16 protein-coding genes are annotated in these 19,150 nt (G+C 65.1%); 7 read left to right on the top strand and 9 right to left on the bottom strand.

What is annotated here, in order from left to right; genetic code table 11:
* Nucleotides 1-4 precede the first annotated feature (4 nt).
* The 8 genes from RBB39_RS20845 to RBB39_RS20810 all read right to left on the bottom strand — a co-directional run bounded on the left by RBB39_RS20845 (nucleotide 5) and on the right by RBB39_RS20810 (nucleotide 10,333).
* On the bottom strand, nucleotides 5-3,013 hold the full coding sequence (locus RBB39_RS20845; RefSeq protein ID WP_306169381.1) for an FAD-binding and (Fe-S)-binding domain-containing protein: 3,009 nt from the start codon (nucleotides 3,011-3,013) through the stop codon (nucleotides 5-7).
* A 65-nt stretch (nucleotides 3,014-3,078) separates the two neighbouring features.
* Nucleotides 3,079-4,302, bottom strand: a complete 1,224-nt coding sequence (locus RBB39_RS20840; protein WP_306169380.1) for an alanine--glyoxylate aminotransferase family protein — start codon at nucleotides 4,300-4,302, stop codon at nucleotides 3,079-3,081.
* A gap of 178 nt (nucleotides 4,303-4,480) precedes the next feature.
* Nucleotides 4,481-5,668, bottom strand: a complete 1,188-nt coding sequence (locus RBB39_RS20835; RefSeq protein ID WP_306169379.1) for a CaiB/BaiF CoA-transferase family protein — start codon at nucleotides 5,666-5,668, stop codon at nucleotides 4,481-4,483.
* Nucleotides 5,669-5,693: 25 nt separating this feature from the next.
* Nucleotides 5,694-6,488 (bottom strand): enoyl-CoA hydratase/isomerase family protein, encoded by a 795-nt coding sequence (locus RBB39_RS20830; RefSeq protein ID WP_306169378.1) that lies wholly within the window; start codon nucleotides 6,486-6,488, stop codon nucleotides 5,694-5,696.
* Between the two features lie 28 nt (nucleotides 6,489-6,516).
* Nucleotides 6,517-7,803 carry a TRAP transporter large permease gene (locus RBB39_RS20825; protein WP_045991726.1) on the bottom strand — a complete coding sequence of 429 codons (1,287 nt, stop codon included), beginning with the start codon at nucleotides 7,801-7,803 and terminating at the stop codon, nucleotides 6,517-6,519.
* A gap of 13 nt (nucleotides 7,804-7,816) precedes the next feature.
* Nucleotides 7,817-8,383, bottom strand: coding sequence for a TRAP transporter small permease (locus tag RBB39_RS20820; RefSeq protein ID WP_071211091.1), 567 nt, complete (start codon nucleotides 8,381-8,383; stop codon nucleotides 7,817-7,819).
* Between the two features lie 62 nt (nucleotides 8,384-8,445).
* Entirely contained in the window at nucleotides 8,446-9,420 is a 975-nt protein-coding gene (locus RBB39_RS20815; protein ID WP_222515984.1) for a TRAP transporter substrate-binding protein, read from the bottom strand.
* Nucleotides 9,421-9,856: 436 nt separating this feature from the next.
* Nucleotides 9,857-10,333, bottom strand: a complete 477-nt coding sequence (locus tag RBB39_RS20810; RefSeq protein ID WP_287164222.1) for a heme-binding protein — start codon at nucleotides 10,331-10,333, stop codon at nucleotides 9,857-9,859.
* Between the two features lie 234 nt (nucleotides 10,334-10,567).
* On the opposite strand from RBB39_RS20810, the gene RBB39_RS20805 reads away from it, so the two are divergent.
* Nucleotides 10,568-11,227 carry a GntR family transcriptional regulator gene (locus tag RBB39_RS20805; RefSeq protein ID WP_306169377.1) on the top strand — a complete coding sequence of 220 codons (660 nt, stop codon included), beginning with the start codon at nucleotides 10,568-10,570 and terminating at the stop codon, nucleotides 11,225-11,227.
* 46 nt (nucleotides 11,228-11,273) lie between these two features.
* On the opposite strand, the gene glcC is transcribed toward RBB39_RS20805, so the two are convergent.
* On the bottom strand, nucleotides 11,274-12,047 hold the full coding sequence (glcC, locus tag RBB39_RS20800) for a transcriptional regulator GlcC (protein WP_045991722.1): 774 nt from the start codon (nucleotides 12,045-12,047) through the stop codon (nucleotides 11,274-11,276).
* Nucleotides 12,048-12,233: 186 nt separating this feature from the next.
* Here glcC and glcD point away from each other — a divergent pair, with 186 nt between their 5' ends.
* The 6 genes from glcD (at nucleotide 12,234) to RBB39_RS20770 (ending at nucleotide 18,760) form a co-directional block, all read left to right on the top strand.
* On the top strand, nucleotides 12,234-13,733 hold the full coding sequence (glcD, locus tag RBB39_RS20795) for a glycolate oxidase subunit GlcD (protein ID WP_253553145.1): 1,500 nt from the start codon (nucleotides 12,234-12,236) through the stop codon (nucleotides 13,731-13,733).
* A 394-nt stretch (nucleotides 13,734-14,127) separates the two neighbouring features.
* A complete protein-coding gene (gene glcE, locus RBB39_RS20790; RefSeq protein WP_306169376.1) occupies nucleotides 14,128-15,213 on the top strand; it encodes a glycolate oxidase subunit GlcE in 1,086 nt (361 codons plus the stop codon).
* Nucleotides 15,214-15,341: 128 nt separating this feature from the next.
* Complete coding sequence (glcF, locus tag RBB39_RS20785) at nucleotides 15,342-16,574, top strand: glycolate oxidase subunit GlcF (RefSeq protein WP_045991719.1); 1,233 nt, start codon at nucleotides 15,342-15,344, stop codon at nucleotides 16,572-16,574.
* Between the two features lie 249 nt (nucleotides 16,575-16,823).
* On the top strand, nucleotides 16,824-17,225 hold the full coding sequence (locus RBB39_RS20780) for a heme-binding protein (protein WP_045991718.1): 402 nt from the start codon (nucleotides 16,824-16,826) through the stop codon (nucleotides 17,223-17,225).
* A gap of 141 nt (nucleotides 17,226-17,366) precedes the next feature.
* Nucleotides 17,367-18,263, top strand: coding sequence for a DMT family transporter (locus RBB39_RS20775; RefSeq protein WP_306169375.1), 897 nt, complete (start codon nucleotides 17,367-17,369; stop codon nucleotides 18,261-18,263).
* Nucleotides 18,264-18,445: 182 nt separating this feature from the next.
* Nucleotides 18,446-18,760, top strand: a complete 315-nt coding sequence (locus RBB39_RS20770) for a hypothetical protein (protein ID WP_045991716.1) — start codon at nucleotides 18,446-18,448, stop codon at nucleotides 18,758-18,760.
* Nucleotides 18,761-19,150 lie beyond the last annotated feature (390 nt).

The raw sequence follows: 19,150 nt of genomic DNA, 5'->3' as shown, positions 1-19,150 counted from the left end.
CGACTCAGGCCAGCGCCTCGGCCAGCACCCTGGCGACATGACGCGCCTCACGTGCGGCACCGTCACGAATCTGGTGACGACAGCTGGTGCCGTCGGCCACGATCAGCGCATCCTCGGCGTCGCGCACCGCCGGCAGCAACGAGAGTTCCGCCATCTGCATGGAGGCCTCATAGTGCTCACGCTCGTAGCCGAAACTACCGGCCATGCCGCAGCACGACGACTGGATGGTCTCCACCTCGAGCTCGGGAATCCAGGACAGCACCTGCTGCACCGGCGTCAGGGCATCGAACGCCTTCTGGTGACAGTGGCCGTGGAGCAGCGCCCGCGACACCGGTAGCGCCTCGAGCGACAGCTCGAGCCTGCCGGCATCCTTCTCGCGCACCAGAAATTCCTCGAACAACAGGCTCGCCTCGGCCAGTCGCTTGGCGGGTTCGCCCAGGCCGAAGCCCAGGAACTCGTCGCGCAGGGTCAGCAGGCAGGATGGCTCGAGCCCGACCACGGCAAGCCCTTTCTCCACGTGGGGCGTCAGCGCCGCCAGGGTCCGCTCGGCCTCCGCCCGGGCCCGATCGACCTGACCACTGGCCAGGTAGGTACGCCCGCAGCACAGCGGACGACGATCCGCAGCGCTCGCCAGGATCACCCGGTAACCCGCGGCTTGAAGCACGCGCATGGCGGCCTCGGCGTTGTCGGCTTCCATATAGTTGTTGAAGGTATCGACGAACAGCACCACTTCCTTCACCGCCTGGTCGGCAACGGCCGGTCGCTCGCCCTGTCGGGCCCGCCCCAGGTAGTCGTCGGTGACGCGTGGCAGCGCGCGCTCCTCGGCCAGCCCCAGCGCCCGCTTCAGCGGTGAGGCCAGCCAGGGCATGCCGTCGATGGCCTTCACCAAGGGTGACAGGCGTCGCAGCACCGGTGCGCGCCTGGGCAGGTCACCGATCAGTCGCTCGCGCAGCGACACCCCTTCCTTGGCGACCCGTGCCGCCCGGGCCTCGATCTTGATCCGCGCCATATCGACGCCGGTGGGACAGTCACGCTTGCAGCCCTTGCAGGAAACGCACAGGTCGAGCGCCTCCTTGACCTCGTCGCTGGCCAGGCCGTCGCGACCGAGCTGGCCGGACAGCACCAGGCGCAGGGTATTGGCGCGGCCGCGGGTCAGGTGCTTCTCGTCGCGGGTGATGCGATAGCTAGGACACATGGTGCCGGCGTCGAACTTGCGGCAGTGGCCGTTGTTGTTGCACATCTCCACTGCGCTGGCGAGGCCGCCGGTGACATCGCGGCCGCTACCCGGTGGCGTCTGCTCGCCGTTCAAGGGATCTCGCTCGACATTCCAGGGCGACCAGTCCAGCACCGGCGTCAGTTCGATGCGCTGGTACTCCCCGGGAAAGCGGAAAAGCCGCGAGTCGTCCATCTTCGGGGTGTCGACGATCTTGCCGGGGTTGAGCAGGTTGTCCGGGTCGAACAGCCCCTTGACCTCGCGGAAGGCGTCGTTGAGTGTCTCGCCAAACTGCCAGGCCACCCACTCGCCGCGACAGATGCCGTCGCCGTGCTCACCGGAGTAGGCCCCCTTGTAGGCCCTGACCAGCGCCGAGGCCTCCTCGGCGATGGCGCGCATCTTCTCGGCGCCGTCCCGGCGCATGTCGAGAATCGGGCGCACGTGCAGGGTGCCGACGCTGGCGTGGGCGTACCAGGTGCCCTCAGTGCCGTGACGATGGAACACCTCGGTGAGCTTGTCGGTGTACTCGGCCAGATGCTCGAGCGGCACCGCACAGTCCTCGATGAAGGACACCGGCTTGCCGTCGCCCTTCATGCTCATCATGATGTTGAGTCCCGCCTTGCGCACGTCCCACAGCGCCTTCTGGGCCTTGGGTTCGGGCATGTCGACGACACAGTCCGGCAACCCCAGGTCGGCCATCAACTCGTTCAACCGGGCCAGGCTCGCCAGCAGCTCGTCGCGATTCTCGCCCGCGAATTCCACCAGCAGCACCGCCTCGGGCTTGCCGATCAGGGCCTTCTCGATCACCGGACGGAAGGACGGATTCTCCAGCGACAGCGCGATCATGGTCTGATCGACCAGCTCCACCGCCGTCGGTGAAAGGGTCACGATGTGCTGGGTCAGGTCCATGGCCTGATAGAAGGTGGGGAAGTTCACCACACCCAGCACCTTGTGCTGCGGCAACGGTGACAGCTTCAGGGTCAACTGGCGGGTCAGCGCCAGGGTGCCCTCGGACCCCACCAGCAGATGGGCCAGGTTGGCACGGCCATCGGCCTCGTAGGGCAGCGGGTTCTGACAGTCGAACAGATCGAGGTTGTAGCCCGCCACCCGCCTGAGCACCTTGGGATAGTGCTCGCGGATGCGCTCGCCTTCGCGCCGGGCGATGGCCTCGACCTGCTCGGCCAGCCGCGCCGCCCGGGAACCGGCGGCCAGCTCGTCGACCAGACCGAGGTGTACCTTCTCGCCGTCGGCCAGCAGGACGTCCAGTGCCTGGACGTTATGCACCATGTTGCCGTAGTGGATCGAGCGCGAGCCGCAGGAGTTGTTGCCGGCCATGCCGCCCAGGGTGCACTGGGCGCTGGTGGAAACATCCACCGGGAACCACAGGCCATGGGGCTTGAGCCAGGCGTTGAGGTGATCGAGCACGATGCCGGGCTCGACCACCACCGTGCGCGCCTCCTTGTCGAAGGACACCACACCGTTCAGATGGCGGCTGGCGTCGATCACCAGCGCCTCTCCCACCGTCTGGCCGCACTGACTGGTGCCGCCACCCCGAGGCAGCACCGGAATGCCTTCCCCACGAGCGATCTCCAGAGCCGCGGCCAGATCATCCTGATGGCGCGGGATCACCACGCCCACCGGGGTGATCTGATAGATCGAGGCGTCGGTGGAATAACGGCCGCGACTGGCGGCGTCGAACAGCACCTCGCCCTGGATTTCCCTGGCCAGGCGCGCGGCAAAGTCCGGCAGCGGCTGGATCCGTGCATCCCGCCCCTTGGCGGCAGACGTCAACGAGTTCATCACCCTCTCCTTGATAACCCTGGGTAGACCGTCGGCGACAGCGCCGCCGACGGGCGGGCGGTGGTTCAATCGCGAGCAAGGCGGGCCACGTGGGGCGCCGGGTTCTCGGAGAAGTACGCCATGGCAGCCTCGACGCCGCTGCCGGCAAGGCTCACCCCGGAGAGTTTCAGCCCCATCTCGCAGCCGGCCAGGGTCGCCATCAGCGTCAGGTCGTTGCAGTCGCCCAGGTGGCCGATACGGAACATGCGCCCCTTGGCCTTGCCAAGCCCGGTGCCGAGCGACAGGTCGAAGCGCTCGTAGATCAGCTTGCGCACGGCATCGGCGTCGACGCCCTCCGGCATCACCACGCCGGTCAGCACCGGCGAGTAGACCTCGGGGTCCTGGCACTGGATCTCGAGTCCCCAGGCGTTCACCGCCGCGCGCACACCCGCCGCCCAGCGCTGATGACGGGCCAGGACGTTATCCAGCCCCTCGTCCAGCAGCATGTCGATGGCCTCGTTGAGGCCGTAGAGCAGATTGGTATTGGGGGTATAGGGCCAGTAGCCCCCCTGGTTGGCCTCGAGGATCTCGTCCCAGGCCCAGAAGCTCCTGGGCAACCGCGACTCGCGACTGGCGGCCAAGGCCTTGTCGGAGATCGCGTTGAAGCTGATCCCCGGCGGCAGCATCAGTCCCTTCTGGGAGCCGGAAATAGTGACGTCGACACCCCACTCGTCGTGGCGATAGTCGGCGCTGGCAAGCCCCGAGATAGTATCGACCAGCAACAGCGCCGGATGACCGGCGGCGTCGATCGCCCGGCGCACCGCGGCGATGTCGCTGGTAACACCGGTGGAGGTCTCGTTGTGGACCACGCACACCGCCTTGATCCGCTGCTCGGTGTCTTGCTTGAGGCGTGCCTCGATCATGTCGGCCTGGACACCGTGGCGCCAGCCCTCGGCCCCCGGCAGGCCCAGAAACTCGGGCTCGAGACCAAGACGCAGGGCCAGACGATGCCACAGCGAGGCGAAGTGGCCGGTCTCGAACATCAGCACCTGATCCCCCGGCGACAGGGTATTGGCCAGGGCGGCCTCCCAGGCCCCGGTACCGGAAGCCGGATAGATGATCACCGGCTTTTCGGTCTTGAAGATCTTGCCGACCTTGCCGAGCAATTCACGTCCGAGGGCGCCGAACTCCGGGCCACGGTGATCGATGGTCGGCAGGCTCATGGCCCGCAGGATACGATCCGGCACCGGCGAAGGGCCAGGGATCTGGAGGAAGTGACGTCCGGTGGGATGAAAGTCGAGATTCAGCATGTAAGGCCTCCTGGCCAGGCGTCGCACTGGGTGACGCCTGGATAGCTGTTCGGGCGCCAAGCGCTGTCGCGCCCCTCTTGTAATAATCTGTAATAATGAATGCAATTTTTATAGTGACACCGCCCCACCGATTCGGCGACATGCCAGACGCTAGCTGCCGATCACGGTGGTGCCGGTGTCAGCGCACGGCACCCTGCTGACGCAGCGCGTCGATCTCGTCCGCTGCCAGCCCGATCTCCCCAAGCACCTCGTCGGTGTGCTGGGCGAACAGCGGCGCCGGCTGGCGAATCGCCAACGGGGTCGCCGAGAACTTGCTGGGAAAGCCCAGGGTCTTCATCCGCCCCATGGTCGGATGATCGACCTCCAGCACCATCTCGCGGGCCAGGTAGTGTTCGTCGTGCATGGCCTGGTCGAAGTCGTTGATCGGCCCTGCCGGCACCCCGGCGGCGTCACAGCGATCGAGCCAGTAGGCGCGATCCTGTTGCCCGAGGATGTCCTCGAGGATGGCTTCCAGCGCCTCGACGTTGGCCCCGCGGTCGAGGTTGGTCTTGAAGCGCTCGTCGACCATCAGCTCGGGGCGCTCGATGACGTCCTCGCAGAAGCGCTCCCAGGTACGCTGGTTGGCGCAGCCGAGCATCATGTAACCGTCGCGTACCCGCATCGCCTGGTAGGGCGCGGACACCCGATGGCGCCAGCCGGTGGCCTCGGGCACTCGGCCTTCGGAGAAGTAGGCGCCCGCCTCCCAGGTGAACCAGGGCAGGCCACACTCGGCGATGGCGATGTCCAGGTGCTGGCCTTCGCCACTGCGCTGACGGTGGATATAGGCCGCCAGGATCGAGTAGATGGCGGTCAGGCCGGCGCCGATATCGTAGACGGCGACCCCGGTCTTGAGCGGACGCCGGCCCGGCTCGCCGGTCATCGACATCAGCCCGCTCATGCCCTGGGCCACCAGGTCGAAGCCGCCCTTGTGACGCGACGGACCGGTCTGGCCGTAGCCCGAGATCGAGCAGTAGATCAGCCCCGGGTTGATCGCCTTGAGGCTGTCGTAGTCGATCTTCAGCGACTGGGTGACGCCGGGTCGATAGTTCTCGACCACCACGTCGGCTTCCTTGGCGAGGCGATAGAACACCTCGCGGCCCTTCTCTTCTTTCAGGTTGAGCGAAATGCTCTTCTTGTTGCGGTTGATCTGGGCGAAACAGGTCGATTCATCCTCGACGTAGGGGCCCATCTGGCGGCTGTCGTCGCCGCCGTTGGCCTTCTCGACCTTGATCACCTCGGCGCCCATGTCTCCCAGCACCATGGTGCAGTAGGGGCCGGCCATGATCTGCGAGACGTCCAGTACCTTGATCCCATCGATTGGCAGCATTGTGGTTCTCCTTGCCTCAGGGCCTTTACTGACCCTGCCAGCGGAAGGGTGTCTTGTTGACGAACTTGTCCACCGCGGCCTTGAAGTCGCGGCTGGTGTAGCAGGTGGCGATCCAGTCGTCGCTGGCGTCGAAGGCCGGGCGGCGCTGTTCGATGACCCGCTGGATCACCTCCTTGGCCGCCCGCACGGTCAAGGGGGCACGCTCCTTGAACGCCTGCGCCTGCTCGGTCACCGTCGCCTCGATGGTCTCGGCGTCGACGATCTCGCCGACCAGGCCCAGGGCCAGGGCCTCCTCGGCACGTACTAGCTCGCCCGCCATCAGTACCTGCTTGGCCCGGGCGATGCCGGCGTGCTCGACCAGCCGCGAGACGTTGGTGATCGACAGGCAGTTGCCCAGCGTCCTGGCGATGGGGATGCCGAACTTGAGACTCGGTGTCGCCAGGCGGAAATCACAGGCCAGGGCGATGGCGGCGCCACCGCCGACACAGAAGCCTTCCAGCAGCGCCAGCGTCGGCAGCGGCAGGTTCTCCACCCGCCCGACCACCCGGTCGATGCGACGCTCGTAGGCGATGGCGTCTTCGCCCTTGTCGAAGGCGGCGAACTGCTTGATGTCGGTGCCGGCGACGAAGGCTTCGCCGCCGGCGCCGCGCATCACCACCGCGACCAGCTCCGGGTCGTTCTCAATGGTCTCGCAGTGGGCCTCGAGCTGGTCGTACATCTGCCAGGTCATGGCGTTGCGGCTGGCGGTGCGATCGAAGGTCAGCCAGGCGACGCCATCTTCGCTGTGGTAGTGCACCTGGCCCTGATCGTTGTCGCTCATGTCGTTGTTCTCCTTGTGGTGGTCGCGATCACACGCCGTAGATCAGGTTGACCAGCGCCAGGGCCACGGCGGGCACGTAGGTGTTGATCAGCAGGATCACGAACAGCACCGCCAGGAACCACAGATTGGTGCGCGTGGTGGCCCAGATGTCGGCCTTGGCGATGGAGCAGGAAGCGATCAGTACGCTGGCCACCGGCGGGGTCTGCTGGCCGATGGCCAGGTTCAGCGTCACGATCAGACCGAAGTGCAGCGGATCGATGCCCACCGCGGTCACCAGCGGCAGCACGATGGGCACCACCAGGATGATCGCCGCCGCCGAGTGCAGGAAGATGCCCAGCACCAGGAAGATGACGTTCAGAAGCGCCAGTACCACGTACTTGTTGTCGGTCATCTCGGCGATCGAGTTGGCCAGCTGCTGGGGAATCTGGGTCTCGGTCAGATACAGACCGACCACCGCAGAGGAAGCCACCAGCAGCATCACCACCGCCGTCTGGACACCGGCATCGAGACAGGCCTTGTAGAAGATCTTGAGGCTGAACTCGCGATAGATCACCGCGCTGATGAAGATCGCCACGACCACCGCCAGCGCCGCGCCCTCGGTGGCAGTGACGATGCCGCCGAAGATGCCGCCGAGGATGATCACCGGAATCAGCAGCGCCCAGATGGCGCCCTTGAAGGCCTCCCACAGTCGCGAGGCCTGGAAGCTCTGCTCCGCCGGCAGGTTGTGACGACGCGCCAGGAAGTAGCACATGGCCGCCAGACCCAGGGCGCCGAGCAGACCAGGGAAGATGCCGGCGACGAACATCTTGACCACCGACTCGCCGGACATGACCGCGTAGAGGATCATCGGGATCGACGGCGGCAGGATGATCGCCAGGCTCGCCGCCGAGGACGAGATGGCGGCGGCGAACTCCTTGGAGTAGCCCTTCTTGCGCATGGCCGGAATCAGGATCGAGCCGATCGCCGAGACACCGGCGACGGCGGAGCCCGAGATCTCGGCAAAAAAGATCGAGGCGCCGATGGTCACCATGGCGAGACCGCCCTTGATGAAGCCGACCATGGCCGAGGCCAGGTCGATCAGACGGCGCGAGATGCTCGAGGCGTTCATGATGGCGCCGGCCAGGATGAACAGCGGAATCGCGATCAGCGGGAACTTGGTGGCACCGTCGAACATCACCATGCCGACATTGGGCAGGGCCAGGGTACCGTAGCTGGCCACGGTGGCCAGGGCGCCGACGAGGCCGAGGGCGATGGCCACCGGCACGTTGATCAGTATCAGCCCGATCAGGCCGAAGAACATGGAAGCAATGATCATGGGGTTCTCCTCGTCAGCTGGCGCGCTGCGGACCGGTGGGTGAATCGTCGGTACGCACGTCGTCGGCCAGCACACCGGCCTCTTCGAGCTCGTGATCGACGAAGCCGGCTCCCTTGGCCGCCCGGATAACCTCGGGGAGCCTGAGCAGCTGGGCGAGAATGAACATCGCGGCACCGATCGGAATCACCGACTGGGTGAACTGCACCGAGATGCTGGGCAGGCTCACCAGGGTGGAGCCTTCAAGAATCTGCACCACCTGAAAACCGGTGACGCCGAGCAGCACGAAGAAGCCGATGGTGATCGCCTCGGCGAGCAGCGCGATGGGCAGGCGAATGGACGGTGAAACCATGTTGATCACGCTGGGACAGGCGATATGGGCGCCCTTGAGGGCGGCCAGGGCGGCGCCATAGTAGGTCAGCCAGGCCAGTCCGATCGAGGCGACCTCGTCGTACCAGCTGAAAGGAGAGCCCAACAGGCGTGACGCGAACCCGATGGTCACCACCAGGGTCAGCGCCAGCACATTGAGAAAGACGATGACCTCCAGAATCTTCTGGTAGGCCGCGGAAATGGTGGTAAGCACAGAGCATCCTCCGAAGGTGGATGCGGCCTCACCGAAAGTGGAGAGGCCGCAGTGGACAGGCGTTATTCGCGCAGTGCTTCCACCCGCGACAACAGTTCCTCACCACCTTCCACCTCGGCGGCGAACTTCTCGTAGATCCCGCGGGAACCCTCGACGAAGGCGTCGGTGTCGACCTCGTTCACCTCCATGCCTTCCTCTTCCATGGTGCTGACCAGGCTTTCGTCAAGCTCGGCGCCCTGCTCCAGTGCGAAGGCCTCGACCTCTTCGGCGGTCTCGATCAGCACCTCGCGGACGTGCTCGGGCAGGCGGGTCCAACTGGCACCTGCCAGCACATAGGCCGGGGAATAGACGTGATTGGACAGCGACAGGTAGTCCTGAACCTCCTGGAAGCGCTGGGAATAGATCTGTACCAGCGGGTTTTCCTGACCGTCCATGGCGCCGGTCTGCAGCGCGACGAAGGCCTCGGACAGCGCCATGGGCGCCGGCGATGCGCCGTAGCTCTTGAACATCTCGACCCGCCACACACCGTTGGGGGTACGCAGCTTGATGCCGTCCAGATCCTCAGGGACCACGATCGGGCGGACGTTGTTGGTGATCTGGCGGAAGCCGTTCTCCCAGATGCCGATGATGCGGTAGCGCTTGTCTTCGGCGACCGGATACAGGACATCGCGCAGTACTTCGTCGCGGACTCGGGCGAGGTGCTCCCGGTCCTCGATCAGGTAGGGCATCTCGAACAGCGAGAATTCCGGCGCCACGCTGCTCATGATCGAGGACGGCAGCGACAGATCGATGGTGCCGAGCTTGAGCTTGTTGAGCATCTGCTCGTCGGAACCCAGCTGGCTGGAGCCATAGGTCACCACCTCGGCCTCGCCTTCCAGGCGCTCGTTGGCCAGACGGGCGAACTCGTTGGCGGTCTTCTCGAACAGCGATCCCGGGCCACCGACGTGGCCGAACTTGATCTGCACCTCGTCGGCCTGAGCGGCACCGACGCCAAGCGCCAGTACGGATGCGGCCAGTACGGTCTTCAGCAGTTTCATAACCCTCACTCCGATTGTTGTTGTCCATCGTGGTCTGGCGGTGGGCGCCGACTGGCACCCTGGAGGAAGCCTCAACGGGAGCTGGCGTGCTCTTCACGTAACGGTTCCGTCAGTCGCGGATTCCGTCACTTGAGCTTTCCGTTTCCAGGGCGTTCAGGGCCTGGGGACAGGAGTCGCTTCCCGCTGGGTCAGGGTCAATATGGATACATAATTCAAAATTAGGTATTATACTTTTGTCTTTCGCAAACTCGCCCTAGAGAATATTTATCGCTTAAATTTCAATGCCTTATGTGGAAACAACGAGCTATCCAAGCCACTCGCTCCCTTGCTGCATCCCTGGAGACATACACAAAAAAAGCGAGCTCGAAGGCTCGCTCTGTCGCTTGCTGATGGGTCTGGCATCCGTCCCTGTCGCCAGACAGTTGCCAGACCGGAATCAGGGATCTGAGACCGTCTCGGGCTCCAGCCCGGCTTGCCAGCCTGCCGCCTCGATGCCAGCGATGGCGGCGGCCTGATCGTCGGCCGAAGAAGCGCCGCTGACACCGACCGCACCCAGGATGCGCTGATCGTCATCGAGGATCAGTACTCCCCCGGCCACCGGCACGAAGCGGCCCCCGGAGGCCTCGGCCACCGCCGCCAGGAAGGCGGGACGCTCGCGGTTACGCTCGCCGGTGGTACCACTGGATACCCCGATACCCAACGCCGCGTAGGCCTTGCCGTTGGCCACCGGCCAGCGCAGCGGGCTGCAGCCGTCTTCACGCTCGGCCGCCACCGGATTGCCGCCGGCGTCCAGCACCACCGCGGTCAGAGGAGGCAGTTCGCCCTTGCGGGCAAAGGCGAAGGCGGCGTCGAGCAATTGCCGCGCCGACTGACGCGACAATTGTACCTGTGCAAGAAATACGTTTCCGGCCATAGCAACTCCAGCGCAAGATATGAGAGAAGACAGAAAAGGCAGGCAGCAAGACAACGGCCGGAATCCGATCGATGCCATTCGGCTCCACCCTCCGCTGCCTCATAGGGTTACCCGAGTGCCTGGCCAAATACGCTCGCCAACACTCGCATAATTTGAATAATGAATTCATAATACGGAAAAGTTGAACCGTCAAGCGTTCGACCGTCAAACGATGATGAGCCCGGGAAATCCGCTATGGAAAAGATTCAGCCGCGTAGCCTGTACCTGGAAGTGGCCGACAGGATCCGCGACCTGATCGAGCAAGGCAGCCTGCTGCCCGGCGAGAAGATCGCCGAAAAGGCCCTGTGTGAAACCTTTGGTGTGTCACGCACCCCGCTGCGGGAAGCCCTCAAGGTGCTGACGTCCGAAGGGCTGGTCGAGAACCTGCCCAACCGAGGCTCCCGCGTGGTGCGCCTGACCCGGCGCGGGGTCAAGAATACCTATGACGTCATGGGCGCCCTGGAAGGCCTGTCCGGTGAACTGGCCTGTCAGCACCTGACAGATGCCGACGTCGAGGAGATCCGTCGTCTGCATCAGCTGATGCTGGGCCACTACGAGCGTCAGGAGCTGGCCCCCTACTTCGAGGTCAACCAGCAGATCCACGAGTGCATCCTGGCCGCGTCGAACAACGACGTGCTGATCGAGATGTACAACAACCTGAGCCAACGGGTGAAGCGCATTCGCTACAGCGTCGAGATGGGCCCGGCCAACTGGGCCAAGGCCGTCGCCGACCACGAGGCCATGCTGGAGGCGATCGAGGCCCGCGACGGCAAGCGCCTGGGCGACATCCTGCGCGCGCACCTCGGCCACAAGCTCGAGGTAGCCGCCGTCAGCGGCATCATCGACGAGGAATAGCAGGTCCCCGGACGGCGCGCAGAAGTCTCTGCCGTCGTCCCGGCACTTACCACTCTTCCAGGCGCATGGCCGAGCGCTCCAGACGCTGATCCTCGGCCTCGATCTCGCGCAGCATGTCACCGATGGTGGACAGGTGCTCCAGCGCCACCCGCCGCGCCAGTTGTGGCTTGCCCTCTACCACCGCGCGGTGCAGGCGGGCGTGCTGGCGGTTGATCATGTCCCGGGCGTCAGGACGATGATAGAGGTGCTTGACCGAGGCGAACACCGAACTCAGCAGCAGGTCGGTGAGGCTCTGCAGGGTATGCGCCAGCACCGGGTTATGCGACGCCTGACAGATGGCCAGGTGGAAGGCGTGGTCGAGTCGCGCCAGACGCTCCACCTCGAGGGGGTCTGCCTTGTCCACGTAGTCCGCCATCTCGCGATAGCGCCGGGTGATCAGCACCCTGTCAGAGGCGGTGCCGCGGCTCGCGGCCAGGCTCGCCGACTCCCCTTCCAGCAGCGCACGCACCTCGAGCAGGTCGTACAGGGTGCGTGGGTGCTCGCGAAACAGGTGCATCAAGGGCGTGGCATGGGGCGCCTCCACCAGCGGCGCCACCTCGGAGCCACGCCCCTGACGAGTCACGATCACCCCTTTGCTGCGCAGGCTGCCTAGCGCCTCGCGCAGCGACGAACGTCCCACCCCCAGCCGCTCGCACAGCCGCCGCTCCGAGGGCAACAGCTGGCCCGGGCGAAAGACACCGTCAAGGATCAGCGTCTCCAGCTTCGAGGCGATGGCCTGGGAGGTGCTGCTCGGTGCCAGTCGTTCTTCGTTGTCCCACATGTCCTGCCTCCCGCAGCGTGCGTGGTTCATCGTCCGTATTGATGCCCTGAACCGAGCACATCTGCCAACAACTGGTCAGACCAGCAAACCAAAATCTGGACACCGAGGTCAAGACAACGCAGATTGTAGTGCAGACAATAACCATCATTAGCCGCACGACCGTGCTAGCTCAACCGAGGAAGCGTCATGAACATCCTCTATGACGAACGCCTGGACGGCGCCTTGCCACGGCGCGACAAGAACGAGGTGCTCGCCGAACTCACCCGCGTGGTCCCCGACCTCACCCTGCTGCACCGCGAGGAAGACCTGCGCCCCTTCGAATGCGACGGCCTGTCGGCCTACCGCGTACTGCCCATGCTGGTGGCCCTGCCAGAGCGCCTGGACCAGGTCGAGGCGCTGCTCAAGCAGTGTCGTGAACTCGGCGTGCCGGTGGTCACCCGCGGCGCTGGCACCGGACTTTCCGGTGGGGCCCTGCCGCTGGAACAAGGCGTGCTGCTGGTCATGTCTCGCTTCAATCGGATTCTCGACATCGACGCCGACGCCCGCATCGCCCGGGTCCAGCCAGGGGTGCGCAACCTGGCCATTTCCGAGGCGGCGTCGCCCTACGGGCTCTACTATGCGCCGGACCCCTCCTCCCAGATCGCCTGCTCGATCGGCGGCAACGTGGCCGAGAACGCCGGCGGCGTGCACTGCCTCAAGTACGGCCTCACCGTACACAACGTGCTGAGGCTCGAGGTGATGACCATCGAGGGCGAGCGTATGACCATCGGTTCCGAGGCGCTCGACAGCCCCGGTTTCGACCTGCTGGCGCTGATGATGGGCTCCGAGGGCATGCTCGGCGTGGTCACCGAGATCACCGTCAAGCTGCTGCCAAAGCCCGAGACCGCCAAGGTGCTGATGGCCAGTTTCGATGACGTGGAAAAGGCCGGCGCCGCGGTCGGTGACATCATCGCCGCCGGTATCATCCCCGGGGGCCTCGAGATGATGGACAACCTGGCCATCCGCGCCGCCGAAGACTTCATCCGAGCCGGCTACCCTGTGGACGCCGAGGCGATCCTGCTGTGCGAGCTCGACGGCGTCGAGGCCGACGTGGACGACGATATCGAGACCGTGCGTGAGGTGCTGGCCAAGGCCGGCGCCAGCGACGTTCAGCTCGCCCGCGACGAGGCCGAACGCGCCAAGTTCTGGGCCGGTCGCAAGAACGCCTTCCCTGCGGTCGGCCGCATGTCACCGGACTACTACTGCATGGACGGCACCATTCCTCGCCGCGAGCTGCCGAGGGTGCTCAAAGGCATCAGCGATCTGTCACAGCAGTACGGGCTCAAGGTTGCCAACGTCTTCCACGCCGGCGACGGCAACATGCACCCCTTGATCCTGTTCGATGCCAACCGCGAAGGGGAACTCGAAACCGCCGAGGCACTGGGCGGCAAGATTCTCGAGCTATGCGTGGAAGCCGGCGGTTCGATCACCGGTGAACACGGCGTCGGCCGCGAGAAGATCAACCAGATGTGTGCCCAGTTCGACAGCCTGGAGATCACCGCCTTCCACGCGGTCAAGGCCGCCTTCGACCCGGAGGGACTGCTCAACCCTGGCAAGAACATCCCGACGCTGGCCCGGTGCGCCGAGTTCGGAGCGATGCACGTGCACAACAACGAACTGCCGCACCCGGAACTGCCGAGGTTCTAGCCATGACAGCCACGAGAGCGTCCCGACGCTGGCGCGCTGCGCGCGATCAAGGTTCAGTGCCATGCATGGTGCACAACAACGAGCTGCCGCACCCGGAACTGCCGAGGTTCTAGCCATGACAGCCACGAGAGCGTCCCGACGCTGGCGCGCTGCGCGCGATCAAGGTTCAGTGCCATGCATGGTGCACAACAACGAGCTGCCGCACCCGGAACTGCCGAGGTTCTAGCCGGAGCCGCCACGCTTCCAGGCGCCGCAGGAAAGGGTCACGGTTCAGGCAGGAAGGCGGCAAGCCTCGTCTCCTGCCAACGACCGTGACGCCCTTGCAGCGCTGCCGTGCTCCGTGTGTCGCGCCTTGTCGACGTTTGTCCCTCTTTGTCGGAATTCAGGTACCACCATGTCCAACAATGACGTTTCCCCTTCCGCCTTCGACGGCCTCGCGGCTCTGTCCGAAGCGATCCAGTCGGCAAGCGCCGAACGTCCGCTTCGCATCGTCGGCGGCAACACCAAGGCCTTCTATGGCCGCCCGGTGGAAGGTACGCCGGTATCCACCCGCGAACACCGCGGTATCACCAGCTACGATCCAGTCGAGCTTATCGTCTCGGTGCGTGCCGGCACCCTTCTCTCCGCACTCGAGGAGGCGCTGGCCGACCAGGGCCAGATGCTGCCCTTCGAACCCCCACACTTTGGTGCCGAGGCCACCGTCGGCGGCACCATCGCCGCCGGACTGTCCGGGCCCCGCCGCCCCTGGGCCGGCTCGGTGCGGGACTTCGTGCTGGGCCTGCGGGTACTCGATCACCAGGGGCGTGAACAGCGCTTCGGCGGCGAAGTCATGAAGAACGTGGCAGGTTACGACCTGTCACGCTTGATGGTCGGCGCCCAGGGCACCCTGGGACTGATCACCGAAGTCACCCTCAAGGTGCTGCCGCTACCCACCGCCAGCGCCAGCCTGCGTCTGGAAATGTCCCAGTCAGAGGCTCTGAGTCGTCTGGCCGAATGGGGACGCAAGCCGCTCCCCTTAAGCGCAGCAGCCTGGCACAGTGGTGCCCTGCATCTGCGTCTCGAAGGCGGTACAAGCTCGGTGGCCGCCACCCGCGAGGCGATCGGCGGGGACACCCTCGAGGCCGACTTCTGGCGCGAGCTCCGAGAGCTGTCGCTGCCCTTCTTCAGGGATGCCAGCACGCCGCTGTGGCGGATCAGCCTGCCGACCAACACGCCGAGCCTGGACATCGCCGGCGTCGAGCCACATCAACTGCTGCTCGACTGGGCCGGCAATCAGCGCTGGCTCAAGGGGCAGGTCGACGCCGAGTCGCTGCGCGACGCCGTCGCCCAGGCAGGTGGCCACGCCACCTGCTTCACACCGGGCGCCGCCGAGCCCTTCACGCCACTGCAGCCGGTGGTCGCCAAGTACCACGAGCGGGTGAAACGCAAGCTCGATCCCGACGGCATCTTCAATCCGCGCCGACTGTATCCGGACTGGTAGACCGGGCACTGAACGATCACAGCCGCCCGGCGAAGGCGGCATGATCGGACAGCCATCGACAGACGACCTGATCCCCCGTTTGGCCCCGGCGAAGGTCCGGGCCTCGACCATGACTAGCGGATAACAACATGCAGACCCATTTCAGCGAAAAAGACCTCGAGAAGCCGCACATTCGCGAGGCCGACAGAGTCCTGAGAAGCTGCGTCCACTGCGGCTTCTGCAATGCCACCTGCCCGACGTACCAGTTGCTTGGCGATGAGCGCGACGGTCCGCGCGGCCGCATCTACCTGATGAAGGAGATGCTCGAAAGCCCTGAAGACGACGACCAGATCACCGAGGAAACCCGTCTTCACCTCGACCGCTGCCTCACTTGTCGCAACTGCGAGACGACCTGCCCCTCAGGCGTCGAGTACCACAAGCTTCTGGATATCGGCCGCGCCGAGATCGAGCGGCGTGTGCCGCGCAGCACCTCCGACAAGGCGCTTCGCTTCGGCCTGCGCAAGGCACTGGTCGAGCCCGGCCGGTTCAAGGCCCTGCTGGCGCTGGGCCAGACCTTCAAGCCGCTGGTCCCCGGGGCGCTCAAGAGCAAGATGCCCCCGGCCCCGGTCGACGCTGGCAAGCGCCCCGACGGCAAGCGTCATCCGCGCCAGATGCTGATTCTCGAAGGCTGCGTGCAGCCTGGTCTTTCGCCCAACACCAATGCCGCCACTGCCCGCGTGCTGGACCGCCTGGGGATCGGCCTGACGCCTGCCCCCGAGGTCGGCTGCTGCGGCGCCATCGACTTTCACCTGAACGCCCAGGAAGCCGGACGCGAGCGAGCCAGACGCAACATCGACGCCTGGCTGCCTCACCTGGACGCCGGCTGCGAGGCCATCATCCAGACCGCCAGCGGCTGCGGCGCCTTCGTCAAGGAGTATGTCGAAGTGCTGGCCGACGACCCCGACTATGCCGAGAAGGCGCGCCGGGTCAGCGAGGCCGCCAAGGACCTGGTCGAGGTGCTGGGGCAGGAAGACCTGACAACCCTCGACGTACGCGCCGACCAGCGCCTGGCCTTCCATTGCCCCTGCACCCTGCAGCACGCCCAGAAGCTCAACGGCGCGGTGGAAACGGTACTGACCAGGATGGGCTTCACCCTGACGCCGGTGCGAGATGGTCACCTTTGCTGTGGCTCCGCCGGCACCTACTCGATCACCCAGCCCGAACTGTCACGCCAGTTGCGTGACAACAAGATGGACGCGCTGGAGGAAGGCAAGCCGGAGGTGGTTGTCACCGCGAACATTGGCTGCCAGACCCATCTCGCCGCCACCAACCGCACCCCGGTGCGCCACTGGATCGAAATCGTCGACGAGGCCCTTGGCTAGCATGTGATCATGGCGCAATGGACGGATGGTCACCGCGCTGACATCTTCAGGTGCCAGACCCATCTCGCCGCGACCAACCGCACCCCGGTGCGCCACTGGATCGAGATCGTCGATGAAGCGCTGGGCTAGCGCGAGAGCCACTGGATCGAGATCGTCGACGAGGCTCTGGTCAGACAGGCCCAGAGCGCCTAGACTAAAAACGAAAATATTTTCCACATTAACCACAACCCTCAATCACAAGGACTCCCCATGCCGACCAAGCCTTACCTCGACCAGTCCCAGGTCAACGCCATCCTCGACGCTGCCCAGAAGGAAGCCGAGGCCAATGGCTTCGCCGTGACCATCGTCGTCAGCGATGATGGCGGCTACCCGCTGGGCCTGCGCCGTCTCGACGGCGCTGCACCGTTCAGTGCCGACGTCGCGATGGCTAAGGCCCGCTCCGCCGCCATCGGTCGCAAGGAGACCCAGGTCTTCGAAGACATGATCAACGGCGGCCGCAACGCCTTCCTGTCGGCGCCCATGGAGGGCCTGATGTCCGGTGGCGTGCCGGTGATCATCGACGGCCAGGTGGCCGGTGCCGTTGGCATCTCCGGCGTCAAGCCGGACCAGGACATCCAGGTCGCCAAGGCCGGAGCCGCCGCTATCGGCTAAACGCCTGGGCAGGACACAGTGATACGTCACTCGAATCCTGTACAAGCCTGCTGTACAACTGGTATTGCGTTATCGACCGCCGCCTTGATAGGCGGCGGTGCCTTTTCCGCCAGACCTTCTCGATGACATGGACCCGTCCCGATGCCCCTCCTGCCCTTTCTGGCCCCCCTGGGCGCCGTCTTGATCTGGTCCGGCAACATGACCATCAACCAGCTGACCGTCGGCACCATCGCCCCCAGCAGCATCGCCTTCCTGCGCTGGGTACTGGCGGTGGCCGTGTTGACGCCCTTCGTCTGGCGCCAGAGCTGGCGCGAGCGACACGCCATCGCCGCGCATTGGCCCAAGCTTGCGCTTCTGGGACTGCTGGGCATGGCCCTGTGGCAAGGATTGGCCTACGTCGCGGCGGCCTCTACCAGCGCCACCAACATGGGCATTCTGGCAGCCATGGTGCCGCTGTTGACGATTCTGCTCAGCGCCCTGGTGCTGCGTGAGCCACCTAGCTGGGGCGGCTGCCTGGGCGGCGTGATGGCTCTCGCTGGCGTGCTGTGGCTACTCGGCCGAGGTAACATCGCCGTCCTGGCCAATCTGGAAGTGGCCCCTGGCGATGCGCTGATGGTGGTGGCCGCCACCTGCTACGCCCTTTACGGGGTCATGCTCAAGCGTTGGCCGCTTGCCATATCGCCCTGGGTCATGCTCTACGTTCAAGCGGTGTTCGCCGTCCTGCTGTTGCTGCCGGCCTACCTGCTGGGCCCAATGACACCGATCGACACAAGCAACGCCGGCCTGATCCTGTACGCCGGCATCCCCGCCTCTATCATCACCACCTATCTGTGGATGTTCGCGATTCGCCACATCGGCGCCAGCCGCGCCAGCATCTTCATCAATCTGATGCCGCTGTTCAGCGCCCTGATCGCCATGCTCTGGCTCGGCGAACGGCTTGGCTGGTACCACCTCAGCGGCGGCGCTCTGGTGCTTGCCGGCGTACTGACGGCCCAGACCTTCCGTCAGCCGATCCGCCGTCACGGCGAGGCCCGCTGACTTTCGTCCCGCGGCCCCGTCACAAGGGCCGAGGACGTCAAGATGTCGCTGCAACGGCTAACCATAGTTAGACAAGAATAACGTCCGTATTTGCAAAACCACCATGCGTTGTATAGGTTTAGTATAACCGTTGAGCACAGGACACCAACGGCCTCTGCAAATCCAGCGACGAGAGGTTCCGCATGAAACACATCGTCAAGGCCGCAGCACTCATGAGCACGATGGCACTGTTCTCCAGCATGGCCATGGCCGCTCACCATGAGGAAAACGAAGCCCAGGAAAGCGGCGTCGATACCTCAAACAATGTGACCGAACAGCAAGACTCTTCCAGCATGGCCGATGACAGCGCCATGAATGCCGACAAGCCCCTCGTCGAAGACGGTGGCGTCGACTCTTCCAACAGCGCCGAGCAAGCCGACGACAGCATGTCCGAGACCCAGCCGAAGGGTGAGCTGGCAGAGGATAGCGGCGTCGACTCCGCCAACGACACCGAATAATCGCCAGGCCACGGATGGTCACAGTGGCAGGGACTCGCCACGGCATGGCGGCCAGGATGGCCGCTGGTGGTTCCAGGAAGGAACCGCAGGGCAGGACGCCCACGACTGAGCGATGGACAGGCTCGCGCCCGATATCCCCATGGACGATCTCGGGGCCCACGGAAGGGCCCAGGCCTTGACCCGAACAGCCGCGTGGCAGTCATCGCCGCGTGATAGCGGCCAGGATGGCCGCAAGAGGTTCCAGGAAGGAACCGCTGGGCAGGAAGCCCAACAGAGCCAGCGGACAGGCTCAGTGCCCGACACCGACAGGGAAGAACACAGGGCCCACGGAAGGGCTCAGGCCACCCACTCGATGGCGTCACCAGGAAGGTGACGCAATATGTCGCGAGC

It is taken from the genome of Halomonas sp. MMSF_3323, from assembly GCF_030733595.1.
In the GTDB taxonomy this organism is placed as follows: Bacteria; Pseudomonadota; Gammaproteobacteria; order Pseudomonadales; family Halomonadaceae; genus Halomonas; species Halomonas litopenaei.
Note: the sequence above shows the minus strand (reverse complement) of the source record. Positions and strands in the feature narration are given on the sequence as shown.

Coding starts and splice junctions, on each gene's coding strand:
- RBB39_RS20775 (WP_306169375.1), top strand. CDS start 17,367: ATGCCCCTCCTGCCCTTTCTGGCCCCCCTGGGCGCCGTCTTGATCTGG.
- glcE (WP_306169376.1), top strand. CDS start 14,128: ATGTCCAACAATGACGTTTCCCCTTCCGCCTTCGACGGCCTCGCGGCT.
- glcF (WP_045991719.1), top strand. CDS start 15,342: ATGCAGACCCATTTCAGCGAAAAAGACCTCGAGAAGCCGCACATTCGC.
- RBB39_RS20770 (WP_045991716.1), top strand. CDS start 18,446: ATGAAACACATCGTCAAGGCCGCAGCACTCATGAGCACGATGGCACTG.
- RBB39_RS20840 (WP_306169380.1), bottom strand. CDS start 4,302: ATGCTGAATCTCGACTTTCATCCCACCGGACGTCACTTCCTCCAGATC.
- RBB39_RS20780 (WP_045991718.1), top strand. CDS start 16,824: ATGCCGACCAAGCCTTACCTCGACCAGTCCCAGGTCAACGCCATCCTC.
- glcD (WP_253553145.1), top strand. CDS start 12,234: ATGAACATCCTCTATGACGAACGCCTGGACGGCGCCTTGCCACGGCGC.
- RBB39_RS20810 (WP_287164222.1), bottom strand. CDS start 10,333: ATGGCCGGAAACGTATTTCTTGCACAGGTACAATTGTCGCGTCAGTCG.
- RBB39_RS20805 (WP_306169377.1), top strand. CDS start 10,568: ATGGAAAAGATTCAGCCGCGTAGCCTGTACCTGGAAGTGGCCGACAGG.
- glcC (WP_045991722.1), bottom strand. CDS start 12,047: ATGTGGGACAACGAAGAACGACTGGCACCGAGCAGCACCTCCCAGGCC.
- RBB39_RS20825 (WP_045991726.1), bottom strand. CDS start 7,803: ATGATCATTGCTTCCATGTTCTTCGGCCTGATCGGGCTGATACTGATC.
- RBB39_RS20835 (WP_306169379.1), bottom strand. CDS start 5,668: ATGCTGCCAATCGATGGGATCAAGGTACTGGACGTCTCGCAGATCATG.
- RBB39_RS20815 (WP_222515984.1), bottom strand. CDS start 9,420: ATGAAACTGCTGAAGACCGTACTGGCCGCATCCGTACTGGCGCTTGGC.
- RBB39_RS20845 (WP_306169381.1), bottom strand. CDS start 3,013: ATGAACTCGTTGACGTCTGCCGCCAAGGGGCGGGATGCACGGATCCAG.
- RBB39_RS20830 (WP_306169378.1), bottom strand. CDS start 6,488: ATGAGCGACAACGATCAGGGCCAGGTGCACTACCACAGCGAAGATGGC.